A 12565-nucleotide genomic window follows, 5' to 3' on the forward strand; every position below is an offset into this window, starting at 1 on the left:
AAAGCATTCTTCAGGAAAGTACTTCTCCTTTTCCCATACCGGTCATACCGTTAAAACTGATTGATAATTATGACGCGTATGTTGGCCGGTATGCCTATCTTTGTGGCAATGAAAACAGAGAAAGGATTGATTTTGTAAGTATTATCATGGCAAAAGAACTGATTCGTGTCCCTAGGGTGCTTGGGGAAAGCTATAATTCCGTGCTGATTGAACGGTTGTATGAGGCAGGTGGAAATGTCATGCTCGATCTGATCATATACCTGGGCAGCTATCACCTCAAAGACTTGTTCGGGACTTCCTGGTTCTCCGTAGAAGACTTCTGCCGTAAGATGGGGTATGACCGTACCAACTTGCAGCGCAAGCTGGATAGCCGGCAGCTCGCGGCCATGTTCGGAAAGAATATGCAGCCGGAATATGTATGTACCGACACGGCAGGACAGAGAATCAGCCATCCTATCGAGACGGTTTTTGAGGCGGCTCTCTATAAACTGGGATTGGAGAACCTCTGCTATCCGACCATTGGCGAGGATGGCCGTACATCCTATAATTTCGTGCAGATCTTGAAACGTTTCGACATAATGACCGATTTCAAGACGAAGAAGTCAACGAAAAGGCTGTACTCGGCAGTGGTAAGCCCGGAGATAAAGAATTTCATGTTCTCGCTCTATAACCTCTTGGAACTTCAGGATTACCGTAGCCTGCCCAGCCGTTACCGCTATTTCTATCTGGAACTTTCCAAGATGGTTTACCTGATCAAGTATAAGACCACCAAGAATGAGGCTCCTTTTTATGTGCTGACAGTCGATCAGCTGGCTAAAAAGCTCGGCATAGAGATTGCCGAACCCAAAGACCGGAAAAAGAAGGTCGCCTCGATACTGAAAAAGATGAATACTTACCTGAAATATACCAATTTCAATTTCTCTTTTGTGAAAGGCGATCATGAGAGATGGGCATATACCGTGTTGTTCTCGTTTCCTAGGCATACGCTGCACTATTTTGATGAAGGACAATATGCTGTCGTGGTGAAGAAATTCTATAAGAACCTGCTTGGGCTGTATGTCGAGATTGCCTACCCGGACACGGATATGGCTGTCAGGAGGAAGAAGATCAAAGAGGTGGAGGAAGATGCCGGACTGTATAAAGAGTTCCTTTTATGGGCAAACTCCCCGGAAAGCGTAGAAAAGAAGAAACAGATATATATCAGTGATTTCGTGGCTGTATTCGGCAGGTTTCCGGAAGGATGGGCACAGGAAGAGTTGGAGAGTGCCAATGGAACGGAAGTTGCTCCTGCTCCTGAAGAGTTCATATCTCCGGAGACGGACGGGGCGGTGAACATGGACGATCCAGCTGTGTAGAACCGTCCACGTTTCACGGTTTTTTATAGAATTAGTTGTGTAGAAGTGTCCCTATTGGGGTGATTAGATGTGTGGAGTCATCCGCTTTGCCTGTTTTAGTTGTGTAGAAGTGTCCCGTTTGTTGCTTCTAGTTGTGTAGAACCGTCCACTCCTTTTGCTTTAGTTGTGTAAAAGCGTCCGGTTTCACTTGTCAGCTGTGTAAAACCGTCCACCCGTTAATGAAGGGAATAGGTAATCCCTGTTTTTTTTATATGTCGGTATATCAGTGAAATAAAAGAGAGAAATTTTTAAATAAAAGGTATCGGCTGTGTAAAACCATCCACCAAAATACATAATAAAGACCTAAACTCCTAACCCCTTTAAATATCCCCAAAGCGATAACATAGAAATGACTGGGAAAATAAATTTTCCCTTCACATGCCCTATACGTACTTTCGGAAAAAGATTTTTCGGAAGTATGTGTTGATTTTCACGCTTTTTTATATGATTGGAAGGCGGTTCTGTTCATCTTCTGTATCCGAATTAGTTTTTCAGGGCGTTCCCTTCTGACCGGGCTATTCGTTGCAAGTCCTCGTTACCCTCCAGGCTTTTCCCTGCTATCCCTAACGCTCTACGCTCCGGCTATGCCGGAAGAGAGGTATGATGATTTTTTCCTGAACTGATAGGAACATTGCGAAGGTAGGCGTGGCCGGAACGCCCGATATTGAAAAGCCAAATCTCCATCCTCCCATTCCGGGAGGTAGTATTTACCAGTTCAATCCCGTTCTGATCCGTCTTTCCCGCTTTCTCTTCAATGCACTGTTCCCAATCAGTTGAGGAAAAATTTATGGTTGGGGCGACAAGCGATGTTTGCGAGTATTAATCTTTTAATTTTTGGCAGTATGAAAACGAAGAGAACCGTATTTGAAGTGAATGACGTTTATCGGGTGATGGAAAACAGCGAGTTGATTTATACCTTGACGAACAGTGAGAAACTGAAACGTGAAGAATATAAGTATGAACAGATGGAAATAGAAGGATTGTGCTTGTCTGATGTACTGGAAACACTAACACCCAGCCGTAAAAAAGTCGCTTATGCGGCGATTGAGCTATATAAACGGCTGAAAGAAGGGCAAGTTGAAAGTCCTGCGCTTTTATCCAGCAATAATGTTTATAAAATGATGCATCCTGTTTTGTGCGATATAGCTACTGAAGAGATGTGGGTGCTGTTGCTGAACAGTTCGTCCAAACTCATCCGTAAAGTCCGTATCTCATGCGGCGGGATAAATACCGCCCCTGTGGATATACGGGTTATCATGAAGCAGGCATTGTATTATAACGCCGTATCTTTTATCATGGTACATAACCACCCATCAGGAGCACGCAAGCCCAGCAGTGCGGATGACCGCTTGACGGAAGCAGTTAAAAAAGCCGCTGAAACATTAGACATCCGTTTGGTTGACCATGTGATTGTGGCAGGCAATAACTATTATAGCTATGCGGACGAGGGAAGATTGCAAAATAGGTAAGGTGGACGGGAGAAATCCCGTCTGCCCGGGATTTCGGCTTCGGGGTTCTTTTTTGGCAGTCACCCCAAAAAAGAACCAAAAAAATGCTTCCCGGACTATCGGATGCGACATCGTAAAATACGCAAAGACGTGGCTTTTCAGAATAAATACATATCTTCGCGCCAAAGGTGATCGGAATGAATGTATTTTCTACTTTTGATACAGGCGTTATGGTGGCTCTCTTACTGGGCATTGAGTTTCTTAGAAGTGATATCCGAACGATTCTCTATTGTAAAAGGAATGATCCCAGGATTCTTAAGAGTTGCTTATATACGCTGCTTATATTATTGACCAGCCTTTATTCTATTGTGGCCGGAGCCATGCTTCATCCGGAACCCGTACCTGTTTATGAGTTGATACCCGGTTTTCAATATGGGGTTTATGGCTTTTCTTTTTCGTTTATATTGCTCGCTGTTGCATGTCTTTATCGTAAAACATTACCTTTTGTCCTTTTGGGCTACGCTATGATATATGTGATCGGTGTATTGATACCACTACTTAGGTATGTAGTGTCTATGATGGATTATTTCACTCGCACAAGGGTATAGCAGGTTAATTTCTTGATTGTATCGGATTGCCCTTTCTGTGGGCTGCCTCCCCCGGCTTCTTTCCTCCGATCCGAGTCCGGCTTTTTGCTCGGCAAAGGTTTCGGGATTCCGCAAATGGCAAGTTACGGCCATGCGCCTTTACTGTATGGAAAATAACGATGAAGAAGTGTCTTCCCGACATTTTCCATAAGTGAAACTTGGCTTATTGCTTGCAATCCAGACCTTGATATGCCGAAAAAAGGCTCAGAACTCAGATGGGGAATGACATCAAAAAAAAGGTCGGCTGACCAAAGACCTTCCCGATACAAAAAATGAAAAGGTCTTGAATCTAGCTGAAGAATAAATCAGATGTTCAACTTAAATAATGCTAATATGGAAAATTTGATTACACAAATCAACAAAGAGAGATTGGTTAATAGCGACACAGCTCTTATGATGAAGGAATTATACTATTACGTGCCTTGTGAGTATTGGTATGACAAACAGGATAGGCTACGCACCGATATTGAGGGAAGGAATACCCCGATGTATATGTGCGAGTGCCCGACACTGGCAGCATGTATCCAATGGATGATACAGACTCGTGAATATACGTTTCAAACAGAACAAAACGTGGCGGTCTGGCATGTGGTTGTGAGGGCTGGAGATTATGTGTTGTATGACTCCGAAAGTAATGCGGACGCTTTTTGTTGTTTGGAAGAAGCATTGGAAAAAGCGGTACAGGAGTGCATGGAGTTATTGTATTAAAATTAAAAAAAATCAGTCCCCGTGAAGGGGACTTTCCTATAATCTTGCTGAGAGGTGGAATTGCAGACGATCTTTGAGAATCATCTTTGAAGGATGGGCAGAGGTTTATTCGTTATTTGTTATTTTTGTTCTCGGATTTCAGCGCAATTCCATTCCTTCTTAATAGGCGATATACTGTTCCGCTACTGCCTATGTTTAATATTTTCTGTATCTCCCTTACCGGCGTTCCGGATTCATAGAGTTGGATGCAGCTTTTCTGCTTGGCGATGTTGTTTTTGTTGATAAGTGTCTTTCTGCCGAATTTGACACCTTTTTCCTTGGCGATTCTTCTGCCTTCTTGGGTTCTCTCATAGATAAGGTCTCTTTCAAACTGAGCGAAAGCACCGAGAATGTTGTTCATCAGTTGGCCGATTGCGCCTTCCGTACTGATGTTGTCTTGCAGTGAGGTGAATTGGATGCCCCTATTCTTGAAATCTTCCAATAGCGTAAGGATATTCTTCAGCGAACGGCCAAGCCGGTCCAGCTTATATACGACAAGTGTGTCGCCTTCCCGGAGAAAGCTCAGGCAGGCATCCAGTTCCGGGCGGTTTTGTTGACGTCCGGTCATTTTCTCAGAGAAGATTTTCTCGCATCCGGCAGCCTTCAACGCTTCCAGTTGCATATCCAGATGTTGTTCCTTGGTGGAAACACGGGCATATCCTATTTTCATCCTGTTTTCGTATTTAAATGTGTAATGAAGGTTTTAATTCTTCACTTTTTCAAATATGAAGACATTAATTCTTCATATTCCTCACGGCTGTATTGGTTGAACCCCTTTTGCTTCATTGCCAAAAGAAGCCTTTCCAGTTCTCCGATAGTCACTACCTGTTTGCCGATAACGGTAAATTGTTCCCATTCTCCCTTTTCGTTGAGCAGGTATTCCCGGTGTGCAAAACAGTAAAGAGAACCATCGATGTCATTCCGTTTCTGCCATTGACGCAGGTGCTTCAAACTGGTGAAATCACGGGTGACAGTACGTGGAATGGGAACCAATACGTCAATTTCCATCTTGAATTTTATATTCTCTTCCGCTTCTCGCATGGGTGATTAGCTTATTTCATAATACATCAATTATCGTATGGGCAGGAAGTTCCAGTTTGGAGAAAGCAAACATTTTCTTGCCCAAATCCTTTAGCGATGCCCCAATATGATATACTTCCGTATTATCAATGATTAAGAAGCGGTCATGACTACTTTTGTAGGTTCTAGCTTCAATGGGAGGATATTGGTCATTGTGTTTGTTTAAATCAAGTTGGAGCTGTGCGTTTATTTTGTGTATAAATAGTAGCTGATACTCCACTGTTTCGTTTGCTCAACATGAGTAACACGGATTCATCTACATAGTTGTCGATAAGCACAAGTGAGCATTTGGCAGACTTTATTAAATCTGTAGCAAACTTATACGCATCGAATATCTGACCGTCAAAGAATATACCTTCCACCGGAGGCAATGAGGTGCGTACAAAGAAGTCTATCTTTGCATCATGTTCAGCAATGGTTTTCTCTATTTGGAAGAATCTATTGTTCATTCTATATTCCATGTCATTGAGCCGTTGGTTTATAGAATAACCTTTCAATAAATATTCTTTTAAAATTTTATTTGCCCATTGCCTGAATTGCGTACCTCTTACGCTTTTAACTCTGTATCCAACTGAAATTATTACGTCTAGACTAAAGAACTTGACAGGCTTATCGGAATTAGCAATGTGCAAAAAATGCACATTGCTTTTCTCTTCCAATTCCTTTTCCTTAAAAACATTATTTATATGTTTGGTAATAACGGTTCTGTCACGTTGAAAAAGTTCTGCTATCTGCGCTTGTGTGAGCCAAACGGTTTCATCTTCTAAACGTACTTCCAACCTTACAGCTTCATCCGGTTGGTATAGTATGATTTCTCCTTGCTTCTCCATTATATGTTTCGCTTTTATTATATTGTTGCAAATGTACGAAAAAGAAACGTTATAAAGTCTGTTTTTTCCGTAAGTATTACCTTAAAAATTTGTTCCCTTTTTATTTTAATAAAACAGAAACATTCTGCTGTTTTAAAAATCAGTTATCTGTTTGCTATTCATAGTTAGGGTATCAAATAACTAAAATTCAAATGGAAACGCAAATCTATATTTTATGCAGATTTGTTTGTTAGAAGCGGAGAAAAGGACACAAGACATGATAAGAATCATAGGTCGGGGAGCGCCGCACGGCAAGGGGGGCACTAGCCTCCCGACGAGTGCAGCCGTTGGCCGGGTTATCGGTGAAAATGGAAAAAAGTTGGCTTTTCTTTTGGTATTGTTATAACTTTGTCTATATTTGTGTTGTGATAATCAATTTTAAAGTTATAACATTATGGTAACAAACATTATTCAGATTGGAAACAGCAAGGGGATAATACTTCCTTCCGAGATATTGAAACAGTTGCGTTTGTCCTTGAAATCGGCTGTGAGCATTTCTTTGGACGGGAACAATATTGTGATAAAGGCACAACCACGGCAGGGATGGGCGGAAGCTGCCAAACGTGCCCATGAGAATGGGGATGATGAGTTGCTTATCCCTGATGTGTTTGAGGATGAAAAGTTTGAGGATTGGACATGGTAGAACAGTATGGAGTGTATTGGGTAGAGTTAGACCCTACCCGTGGGGGTGAAATGGCAAAGACACGGCCATGTGTTGTTGTAACTCCTTCAGATTTGAATATGTACCTTACAATAGTAGTCATTGCTCCGATAACCTCCACCATAAGGAACTATCCTTACCGGGTTCTGTGTTCTGTAGCCGGGCGTGATGGGGAGATAGCCACGGATCAGATTCGCACGGTGGACAAAAGCCGGCTGAAAAGAAAGATTGGAGATTTGAATTTCAGTGAGATAAAAAGACTGAAGGAAGTGTTTCATCAAATGTTCTGTGAATAATGGAAAGTGTGCAAATAACAGGTTATGTAGCGTATTCAAAAAAGATATTATGAAGCCAACTACTTATATTAATTGGGACGGTCTGAAAGACATTCCATTCTTCTACTGCGATACAAAGGAAGATGAAGAAAACAAGGATTTCGACATCTATTACCAGGGCAAGCTGGTGTTGCATGACTACAACCATTGCGGACACTACCTTTACACTGCTGCGCTGCTGTTCAGTAAAATCAGAAACATTACAGCCGACTGGGTGAACCTGCATAACCTTTGGATTCTGCGTGATTGCGTGCGCGAGAATTACAATCACGGCATAGGAGTGGACGACCTTATTTTCGGAGAGAATTTCGATGGCAAGAACCTCGATACACTCACACCGCTTACCAAGAAACGCTTTGATTATTTGTGTAAGCGGATTAAGGAACTTGACCCATACGCAACAATTTAACACTTCATTGGGCGAAGGCAGGGCTTGCTGCGGATGCCAGACTTTAAATAATCCATTGGATTAATTATCTTTGCACGCTAATTTTCAAATTATAAAGAAATGACTAAATCGGAAATCGTAAAGGAAATATCTGCCAGAACCGGCATCGACGGCAAAGCGGTGCTTGCTGTTTTGGAAGGATTCATGAACGAGGTAAAGACTTCGTTGGGTAAGGAGGAAAATGTCTATCTTCGTGGATTCGGTAGTTTCATAGTGAAGAAGAGAGCGCAAAAGACAGCTCGGAATATCTCTAAGAATACTACTATGATTATTCCGGCTCATAACATACCGGCATTTAAACCGTCTGACGAATTTTTGAAAATGGTAAAACAACAGAACGCATAATAGGTAAACACAATGAAAGATCAGTTACGATTATTGAGAGACTGTATCAATAATGATCGTCCGGCAGTTGTCTTTCAGGGAGACGATTTTTGCGCTCCTGAGATTTTGGAAGCAGCAAAAGAAATTTATCGTAAACATGGTTGTTCCGAAGAATTTCTTTTTGACTGGCAGCTGCTTATCAATGAGGTGAAGGCTTACCAGTTAGAAAGTCCGGCAACTGTCAAATTGCCGAAACTCTCCCCGACAGAAACGGAACTGGTGCGGGAAGAGATGACTAAACGCTAAAAAATATTCTCGTTTAATACGCACCTTTTATTCTTCAGGCAGCGTATTGAACGGGATGGGATTAAAATGTTGGCGAACCTGCTTTTTTCGAAAGTTCCTGCCAATAGTTGAAGTCACTCGGTGAAAGATGCTCTTGCATCCAGTCACGCATACCAATATCGTTTCTTTCGTTCACATATCTCGTAAACGGAATCATTGTCTTACATGCTTCAAATCCAAGCATTCTCATATGGCGTGAAATGTTGGGAGGAAGACCTTCCAACCACTCTTTATAATACATTATCAATCTGTTTTCTTGGATTGGAACCGCTTGTTGGTGGTAAATATAGCTGGCGTTTCCGATTCTAATATCTCTGGCCTTATTTTCCCGTTCTTCTTCAGGTAGCCGACTTAAATATTCAGCTTGTGCTATTCTGCATTTGGAGTTTGGATGTTCCATGGTATTTTATATAATTAAGACTCTTCAATGATACGGTTCATCAAATCACATATTTTTTGGCAGCTATGACGGTCTGCGCAAGCAGGATAGGGGCATTTCTCAAAGGATGCCTGATTATCCGTAACTATGAAACCTCCGGAACGACGTACATAACTTACCGGATGAAAATAAATATCTTCCTTTTTCGGCCTATAAGTACATAGTCTTATAAGGCTGTTCAGCTCTTTGCAAATTTGCTCACATTTTTCTTTGGGATAATGTGGCAAATCACTGAATGCTTCGTAGGGGACAAAGGCAAATGCTTTGTCATCCCACATGACAGGTGTGTAATTCTGTACCATTTGTTATTTGGAATAAGGATGGCTGGCAGATTCCGTATTTCTGTATCAGTTAGGTAATCCGTCACTATTTAAGTGCGCCTGGGCAAACTCCCGGAGGTTCGTTTCGGCAATGCACTTTTCATAAATCTCATCCAATACTTCTTGCATATTTTCTACTTTATTGAATTTTAAGGGGCTGCCGTTTGTTGCGGCTTGCCTTTCCAGTTGTTCGATGATACTGGGAAATATCCCACGCAATAAACCGACGGTAGCTACGGCTGTAGCTGGTTCTACCTCTATTGTAATCTTTTTCTTTTCCATATCGTTGTATTATGTTATCAAAAGTAATAATTATTAGGATATTGGTAAGCATTTCTTCTGAAAAACTTTTTAAAGATATTGTTTTAAGATGACATACTGTGTTTTTGCGTTCACGCAGTATTCTTTCCCACCCTCCCCTTCATCGGAATGACTGTTCTCATTTCCGGTTTACCCGTAGTCATCCGCTATGCGGCTGATTATGGGCAAACCAGAAAAGAGAAGTTCCAAACGTGGGCGGGATTGCAATGGTCATCATCCGGAGCTTCGGCATTGCCGAAACAACCTCCTTCTTCCGTATTGCAGCCCCGTCCTTTTACCGTTTGTCCCGGCAGTCCGTTGCTAACCCGTTCCCCCCTGCCACTTGTGGCAGGGAGATAGGAATACGGTTTTGCCTGCAAAACCGTATGGCTTGTTTTACTTTCCGTACTGCCCTTTTCCTAGTTTTCTGCCTCCCTTAATGTGCGTTTTTCATAGCCCCATCTGAGACCCTTTGTTTTTGAACGGCAAATTTATTTCGGTGGATGGATACGAAAGAGTTCCGGTCTTCGCCCTTTGTCCCGAAAAAAATAACGCCGGACGGCTTCGCTGTCCCCAACATTTTTTGTCGTCCAAAACTTTTCTTAATCCCTCCTTCCTTATTGTTGTGTGCCGTAAAAAAAAGGCTCATAAACTCAGATGGGGCATGAAAGCTCAAAAAAAAAGTCGGCAGAAAGAAAAGGCCATCCCGGAAAGGGGTTTTAAAAAAAGGTCTTTAAATCTAGCTGAAGCATAAAATTAGAAGTTTAACAATCCCAAAAAACAACGAGTTATGTCACGAGTACACTATTTAGAAGGAGATTATGAACAGTTAGTTATTAATGAAACGATAGACGGTCTTTTTTCCAGTTATCGTATAGACCGCAATTCATTGCCAAAAGGATTTTTCCTTTATGAGATTAGATGGGATGACAGCTTATCTTCATTGGCAGAGATTAGCCCCTCTGTGGTGGTGAATCATGCAGGTTCATTCATTACAAAGTCACCCCTTGAATTTGATGCAAACAATAGCATACGGATAACCTATACCAATTTTATCGAGTTCTGCCAGTTTGGTGAGTGGGCTTATGAGAAACTGGCTGTATTGGATTGTAATTCCGGTAATGTTGCGGTGATAAGCCCAGACAGGAGATTGCAGACCACTGAAGAGATTGAGATTTTTTTGAGTGGGCATTGTGGCTATCATCTGAGTGAGATTAATTGGATGGTGATGAAAGGCGATGTGCTGTTTTTGAACGAGAACGATTTTTAATGAGTATAACCGTAACTGCCTCTTGGAATGGGGCAATTACATAAAATATTATAAGTATGAAGTGGATAGATAAGATGGTAGAACGCATTACCCGAAAAGAAACTGCTTTAAATGACCACTTTTGTGTAAATCGGCATACGGTTGTATGTCAGAGTGGTATGACTGATTATGTTTCTGTAACGATTGATAATACCGATGGTTTTGATTTCGATTTTTGGACAAAACAACTTTGTTTTGAGAAGGACTGTAAATATCGCTCGGAGATAAAAGCGGCTTTTGATAAAATCTATGGCACAAGGAATATAGAATGTTGTGAATAATGAAGTCAGAAAAGTATGATACCAAAGGAGATAATGAAACTTTATGAAAAGCTTGCTTTCAGTCGGGGATATGAAGAAGCCTTTCGGGATTTTTTGGATGTTTGTCTTTACTATTTGTCTGTCGGGATGTTGGCGGAGGATTATCGTAGAGTGGAAAAAAGATATAAGCCATATGAAATGGAACTTTTTGTTCAAATGTTTTATAGGGTGTCTGAATATTCGGAAGGATTTTGCGATGTCTTGGGAGATATGTTCATGGAGTGTGTCAGTCATGGGAATAACGGACAGTTCTTTACCCCGATACACGTTGCTGATTTGATGGCATGTATGGGGGGAAATAGGCTGAAACCTAAACAGTCGGTCTGTGATTCGTGCTGTGGTTCCGGCAGGATGCTACTTTCCGCTGTAAAAAAATGTGCGGAAGAGAATGATGGAGGAAGGCTTTTTTGTTATGGCTCGGATATAGATTTGATTTGTGTAAAGATGACCGTTGTCAATCTGATGATGAATAGCGTACCCGGTGAAGTCGCATGGATGAATACATTGACAATGCAGCATTGGAGAAGTTATCATATAGATTTACAGCTGATAGCCGGAGTATGGTTGCCTATTTTAAAGATAACGGAAGCAGGTGACACTTCTTTTATTAGGAAACTTGAAAATGCAATGGAGGATAATTCTGAATTGAAGAGGTCGATTCAGAGCAACGCAAGGGCTACGCAGCTGACTTTTGATTTTTGACAAGATAAATATGTAAAAAGGATTTTGGTATGAAAGCAATAAGAACAAAAGAGGTGAATGAGAACGTCAAAGCGGCGAACAGTTGTTTGCGTAAAGCGAAATGGCAGGCTAAGGAATTGGCTGTTTTTACAGGTGAAGTAGTGCGTCTGATGGATAAGGAAGGGCATTCTCTACAAGGGTTCTTTAATCGGGTGGAGTTTGTTCTGGTGGACGGCACTATTAAATTCCGTGTAGTTATAAATCCTATTCTTGAATGTGAGAACTGTATAATGGCTTCTTGCCATGAAGACTATCTTTATGAGGTGGTCTCGGTGGAAAAGTTTACCTATAAAAATTATAGGTATCATTTGTAATGATATTGTATTTTAATGATTATAAACTGATTTATATTATAACAATGATGGGCAAAATTAATAATATTCCCGTTTTGAATGAAGATGTTATTCGTTTGGTTGTACTCAATGAGGAAATTATTGGGTATATCTATCCACGAAGGACTTCTTATGTGGTGGCATTGGAGATAAAGCCGGGACGTACTACCTCTTTGGCTACATCTGTCAATAAACAATGCATGGTTTTGTTGAGTGATAAGGTTCGTTTGGCCACGGAACAGGATTTCGATGATTTTCATATATGCTTTGATGGTTTCAGAAATAACACTATGTATTGTTATAATCAGGGAACGGAACCTATATACCTTCAATGAAGCACATTCTCCCTTCTTTTGGATTAGGGAAGGGAGGGTATTTTGCTGTCCGCTACTTTTTGGCAAGCACCCCAAAAAAGTAGCAAAAAACGCTTGGAGTTACTGGTAATCCCATTAATTTGCGTTCACGCAGTATTCTTTCCCACCCTCCCCTTCATCGGAATGACTGTT

The 12565-nt window shown here is 41.4% G+C and carries 20 protein-coding genes and 1 pseudogene; 14 read left to right on the top strand and 7 right to left on the bottom strand.

Annotated features, from left to right (window positions below):
* Nucleotides 1–146: 146 nt before the first annotated feature.
* From DWW91_RS26010 to DWW91_RS26030, 4 genes are all read left to right on the top strand, one after another.
* On the top strand, nt 147–1355 hold the full coding sequence (locus tag DWW91_RS26010) for a hypothetical protein (RefSeq protein ID WP_005868786.1): 1209 nt from the start codon (nt 147–149) through the stop codon (nt 1353–1355).
* 881 nt (nt 1356–2236) lie between these two features.
* On the top strand, nt 2237–2863 hold the full coding sequence (locus DWW91_RS26015; RefSeq protein WP_005868785.1) for a RadC family protein: 627 nt from the start codon (nt 2237–2239) through the stop codon (nt 2861–2863).
* Between the two features lie 176 nt (nt 2864–3039).
* The gene (locus tag DWW91_RS26025) at nt 3040–3450 is read left to right on the top strand and encodes a hypothetical protein (RefSeq protein WP_005868783.1); all 411 of its coding nucleotides are present in this window, start codon (nt 3040–3042) and stop codon (nt 3448–3450) included.
* A gap of 348 nt (nt 3451–3798) precedes the next feature.
* Nucleotides 3799–4197: a hypothetical protein gene (locus DWW91_RS26030; protein ID WP_005868782.1), complete on the top strand. Its 399-nt coding sequence runs from the start codon at nt 3799–3801 to the stop codon at nt 4195–4197.
* Between the two features lie 112 nt (nt 4198–4309).
* Here the strand turns inward: DWW91_RS26030 and DWW91_RS26035 are convergent, their stop codons facing one another.
* From DWW91_RS26035 to DWW91_RS26050, 3 genes and pseudogenes are all read right to left on the bottom strand, one after another.
* Complete coding sequence (locus tag DWW91_RS26035) at nt 4310–4906, bottom strand: recombinase family protein (RefSeq protein WP_005868781.1); 597 nt, start codon at nt 4904–4906, stop codon at nt 4310–4312.
* A 41-nt stretch (nt 4907–4947) separates the two neighbouring features.
* Complete coding sequence (locus DWW91_RS26040; RefSeq protein WP_005868780.1) at nt 4948–5277, bottom strand: hypothetical protein; 330 nt, start codon at nt 5275–5277, stop codon at nt 4948–4950.
* Between the two features lie 16 nt (nt 5278–5293).
* A pseudogene (locus tag DWW91_RS26050) lies at nt 5294–6146 on the bottom strand (virulence RhuM family protein).
* Nucleotides 6147–6579: 433 nt separating this feature from the next.
* Between DWW91_RS26050 and DWW91_RS26055 the strand changes: the two are divergent.
* The 5 genes from DWW91_RS26055 (at nt 6580) to DWW91_RS26075 (ending at nt 8259) form a co-directional block, all read left to right on the top strand.
* The gene (locus DWW91_RS26055) at nt 6580–6828 is read left to right on the top strand and encodes an AbrB/MazE/SpoVT family DNA-binding domain-containing protein (protein WP_005868778.1); all 249 of its coding nucleotides are present in this window, start codon (nt 6580–6582) and stop codon (nt 6826–6828) included.
* Nucleotides 6822–7142, top strand: coding sequence for a type II toxin-antitoxin system PemK/MazF family toxin (locus tag DWW91_RS26060; protein ID WP_005868777.1), 321 nt, complete (start codon nt 6822–6824; stop codon nt 7140–7142). Before DWW91_RS26055 ends, DWW91_RS26060 begins: the two co-directional genes overlap by 7 nt.
* Before the next feature lie 49 nt (nt 7143–7191).
* Complete coding sequence (locus DWW91_RS26065) at nt 7192–7590, top strand: hypothetical protein (protein WP_005868776.1); 399 nt, start codon at nt 7192–7194, stop codon at nt 7588–7590.
* Between the two features lie 99 nt (nt 7591–7689).
* On the top strand, nt 7690–7974 hold the full coding sequence (locus DWW91_RS26070) for an HU family DNA-binding protein (RefSeq protein ID WP_005868774.1): 285 nt from the start codon (nt 7690–7692) through the stop codon (nt 7972–7974).
* Between the two features lie 12 nt (nt 7975–7986).
* A complete protein-coding gene (locus tag DWW91_RS26075) occupies nt 7987–8259 on the top strand; it encodes a hypothetical protein (RefSeq protein WP_005868772.1) in 273 nt (90 codons plus the stop codon).
* Between the two features lie 61 nt (nt 8260–8320).
* On the opposite strand, the gene DWW91_RS26080 is transcribed toward DWW91_RS26075, so the two are convergent.
* From DWW91_RS26080 to DWW91_RS28445, 4 genes are all read right to left on the bottom strand, one after another.
* Nucleotides 8321–8698 carry a hypothetical protein gene (locus DWW91_RS26080; RefSeq protein WP_005868770.1) on the bottom strand — a complete coding sequence of 126 codons (378 nt, stop codon included), beginning with the start codon at nt 8696–8698 and terminating at the stop codon, nt 8321–8323.
* Nucleotides 8699–8712: 14 nt separating this feature from the next.
* Complete coding sequence (locus tag DWW91_RS26085) at nt 8713–9039, bottom strand: hypothetical protein (RefSeq protein WP_005868769.1); 327 nt, start codon at nt 9037–9039, stop codon at nt 8713–8715.
* Between the two features lie 45 nt (nt 9040–9084).
* Complete coding sequence (locus tag DWW91_RS26090; RefSeq protein WP_005868768.1) at nt 9085–9339, bottom strand: hypothetical protein; 255 nt, start codon at nt 9337–9339, stop codon at nt 9085–9087.
* A gap of 197 nt (nt 9340–9536) precedes the next feature.
* Nucleotides 9537–9737, bottom strand: coding sequence for a hypothetical protein (locus DWW91_RS28445; protein ID WP_118036830.1), 201 nt, complete (start codon nt 9735–9737; stop codon nt 9537–9539).
* Nucleotides 9738–10147: 410 nt separating this feature from the next.
* On the opposite strand from DWW91_RS28445, the gene DWW91_RS26105 reads away from it, so the two are divergent.
* From DWW91_RS26105 to DWW91_RS26125, 5 genes are read left to right on the top strand one after another with little or no spacing between them, the layout of a single operon-like run.
* A complete protein-coding gene (locus DWW91_RS26105; RefSeq protein ID WP_005868767.1) occupies nt 10148–10627 on the top strand; it encodes an LPD28 domain-containing protein in 480 nt (159 codons plus the stop codon).
* Nucleotides 10628–10683: 56 nt separating this feature from the next.
* Nucleotides 10684–10947: a hypothetical protein gene (locus DWW91_RS26110; protein ID WP_005868765.1), complete on the top strand. Its 264-nt coding sequence runs from the start codon at nt 10684–10686 to the stop codon at nt 10945–10947.
* 33 nt (nt 10948–10980) lie between these two features.
* Nucleotides 10981–11688, top strand: a complete 708-nt coding sequence (locus DWW91_RS26115; protein ID WP_008782409.1) for an N-6 DNA methylase — start codon at nt 10981–10983, stop codon at nt 11686–11688.
* Between the two features lie 29 nt (nt 11689–11717).
* Nucleotides 11718–12041, top strand: a complete 324-nt coding sequence (locus DWW91_RS26120; protein ID WP_005868762.1) for a hypothetical protein — start codon at nt 11718–11720, stop codon at nt 12039–12041.
* A 44-nt stretch (nt 12042–12085) separates the two neighbouring features.
* On the top strand, nt 12086–12394 hold the full coding sequence (locus DWW91_RS26125) for a hypothetical protein (RefSeq protein WP_224263218.1): 309 nt from the start codon (nt 12086–12088) through the stop codon (nt 12392–12394).
* Nucleotides 12395–12565 lie beyond the last annotated feature (171 nt).

This window comes from Parabacteroides sp. AF17-3, assembly GCF_003635445.1.
In the GTDB taxonomy this organism is placed as follows: domain Bacteria; phylum Bacteroidota; class Bacteroidia; order Bacteroidales; family Tannerellaceae; genus Parabacteroides; species Parabacteroides goldsteinii.

Coding starts and splice junctions, on each gene's coding strand:
- DWW91_RS26010 (WP_005868786.1), top strand. CDS start 147: ATGGCAAAAGAACTGATTCGTGTCCCTAGGGTGCTTGGGGAAAGCTAT.
- DWW91_RS26015 (WP_005868785.1), top strand. CDS start 2,237: ATGAAAACGAAGAGAACCGTATTTGAAGTGAATGACGTTTATCGGGTG.
- DWW91_RS26025 (WP_005868783.1), top strand. CDS start 3,040: ATGAATGTATTTTCTACTTTTGATACAGGCGTTATGGTGGCTCTCTTA.
- DWW91_RS26030 (WP_005868782.1), top strand. CDS start 3,799: ATGTTCAACTTAAATAATGCTAATATGGAAAATTTGATTACACAAATC.
- DWW91_RS26035 (WP_005868781.1), bottom strand. CDS start 4,906: ATGAAAATAGGATATGCCCGTGTTTCCACCAAGGAACAACATCTGGAT.
- DWW91_RS26040 (WP_005868780.1), bottom strand. CDS start 5,277: ATGCGAGAAGCGGAAGAGAATATAAAATTCAAGATGGAAATTGACGTA.
- DWW91_RS26055 (WP_005868778.1), top strand. CDS start 6,580: ATGGTAACAAACATTATTCAGATTGGAAACAGCAAGGGGATAATACTT.
- DWW91_RS26060 (WP_005868777.1), top strand. CDS start 6,822: ATGGTAGAACAGTATGGAGTGTATTGGGTAGAGTTAGACCCTACCCGT.
- DWW91_RS26065 (WP_005868776.1), top strand. CDS start 7,192: ATGAAGCCAACTACTTATATTAATTGGGACGGTCTGAAAGACATTCCA.
- DWW91_RS26070 (WP_005868774.1), top strand. CDS start 7,690: ATGACTAAATCGGAAATCGTAAAGGAAATATCTGCCAGAACCGGCATC.
- DWW91_RS26075 (WP_005868772.1), top strand. CDS start 7,987: ATGAAAGATCAGTTACGATTATTGAGAGACTGTATCAATAATGATCGT.
- DWW91_RS26080 (WP_005868770.1), bottom strand. CDS start 8,698: ATGGAACATCCAAACTCCAAATGCAGAATAGCACAAGCTGAATATTTA.
- DWW91_RS26085 (WP_005868769.1), bottom strand. CDS start 9,039: ATGGTACAGAATTACACACCTGTCATGTGGGATGACAAAGCATTTGCC.
- DWW91_RS26090 (WP_005868768.1), bottom strand. CDS start 9,339: ATGGAAAAGAAAAAGATTACAATAGAGGTAGAACCAGCTACAGCCGTA.
- DWW91_RS26105 (WP_005868767.1), top strand. CDS start 10,148: ATGTCACGAGTACACTATTTAGAAGGAGATTATGAACAGTTAGTTATT.
- DWW91_RS26110 (WP_005868765.1), top strand. CDS start 10,684: ATGAAGTGGATAGATAAGATGGTAGAACGCATTACCCGAAAAGAAACT.
- DWW91_RS26115 (WP_008782409.1), top strand. CDS start 10,981: ATGAAACTTTATGAAAAGCTTGCTTTCAGTCGGGGATATGAAGAAGCC.
- DWW91_RS26120 (WP_005868762.1), top strand. CDS start 11,718: ATGAAAGCAATAAGAACAAAAGAGGTGAATGAGAACGTCAAAGCGGCG.
- DWW91_RS26125 (WP_224263218.1), top strand. CDS start 12,086: ATGATGGGCAAAATTAATAATATTCCCGTTTTGAATGAAGATGTTATT.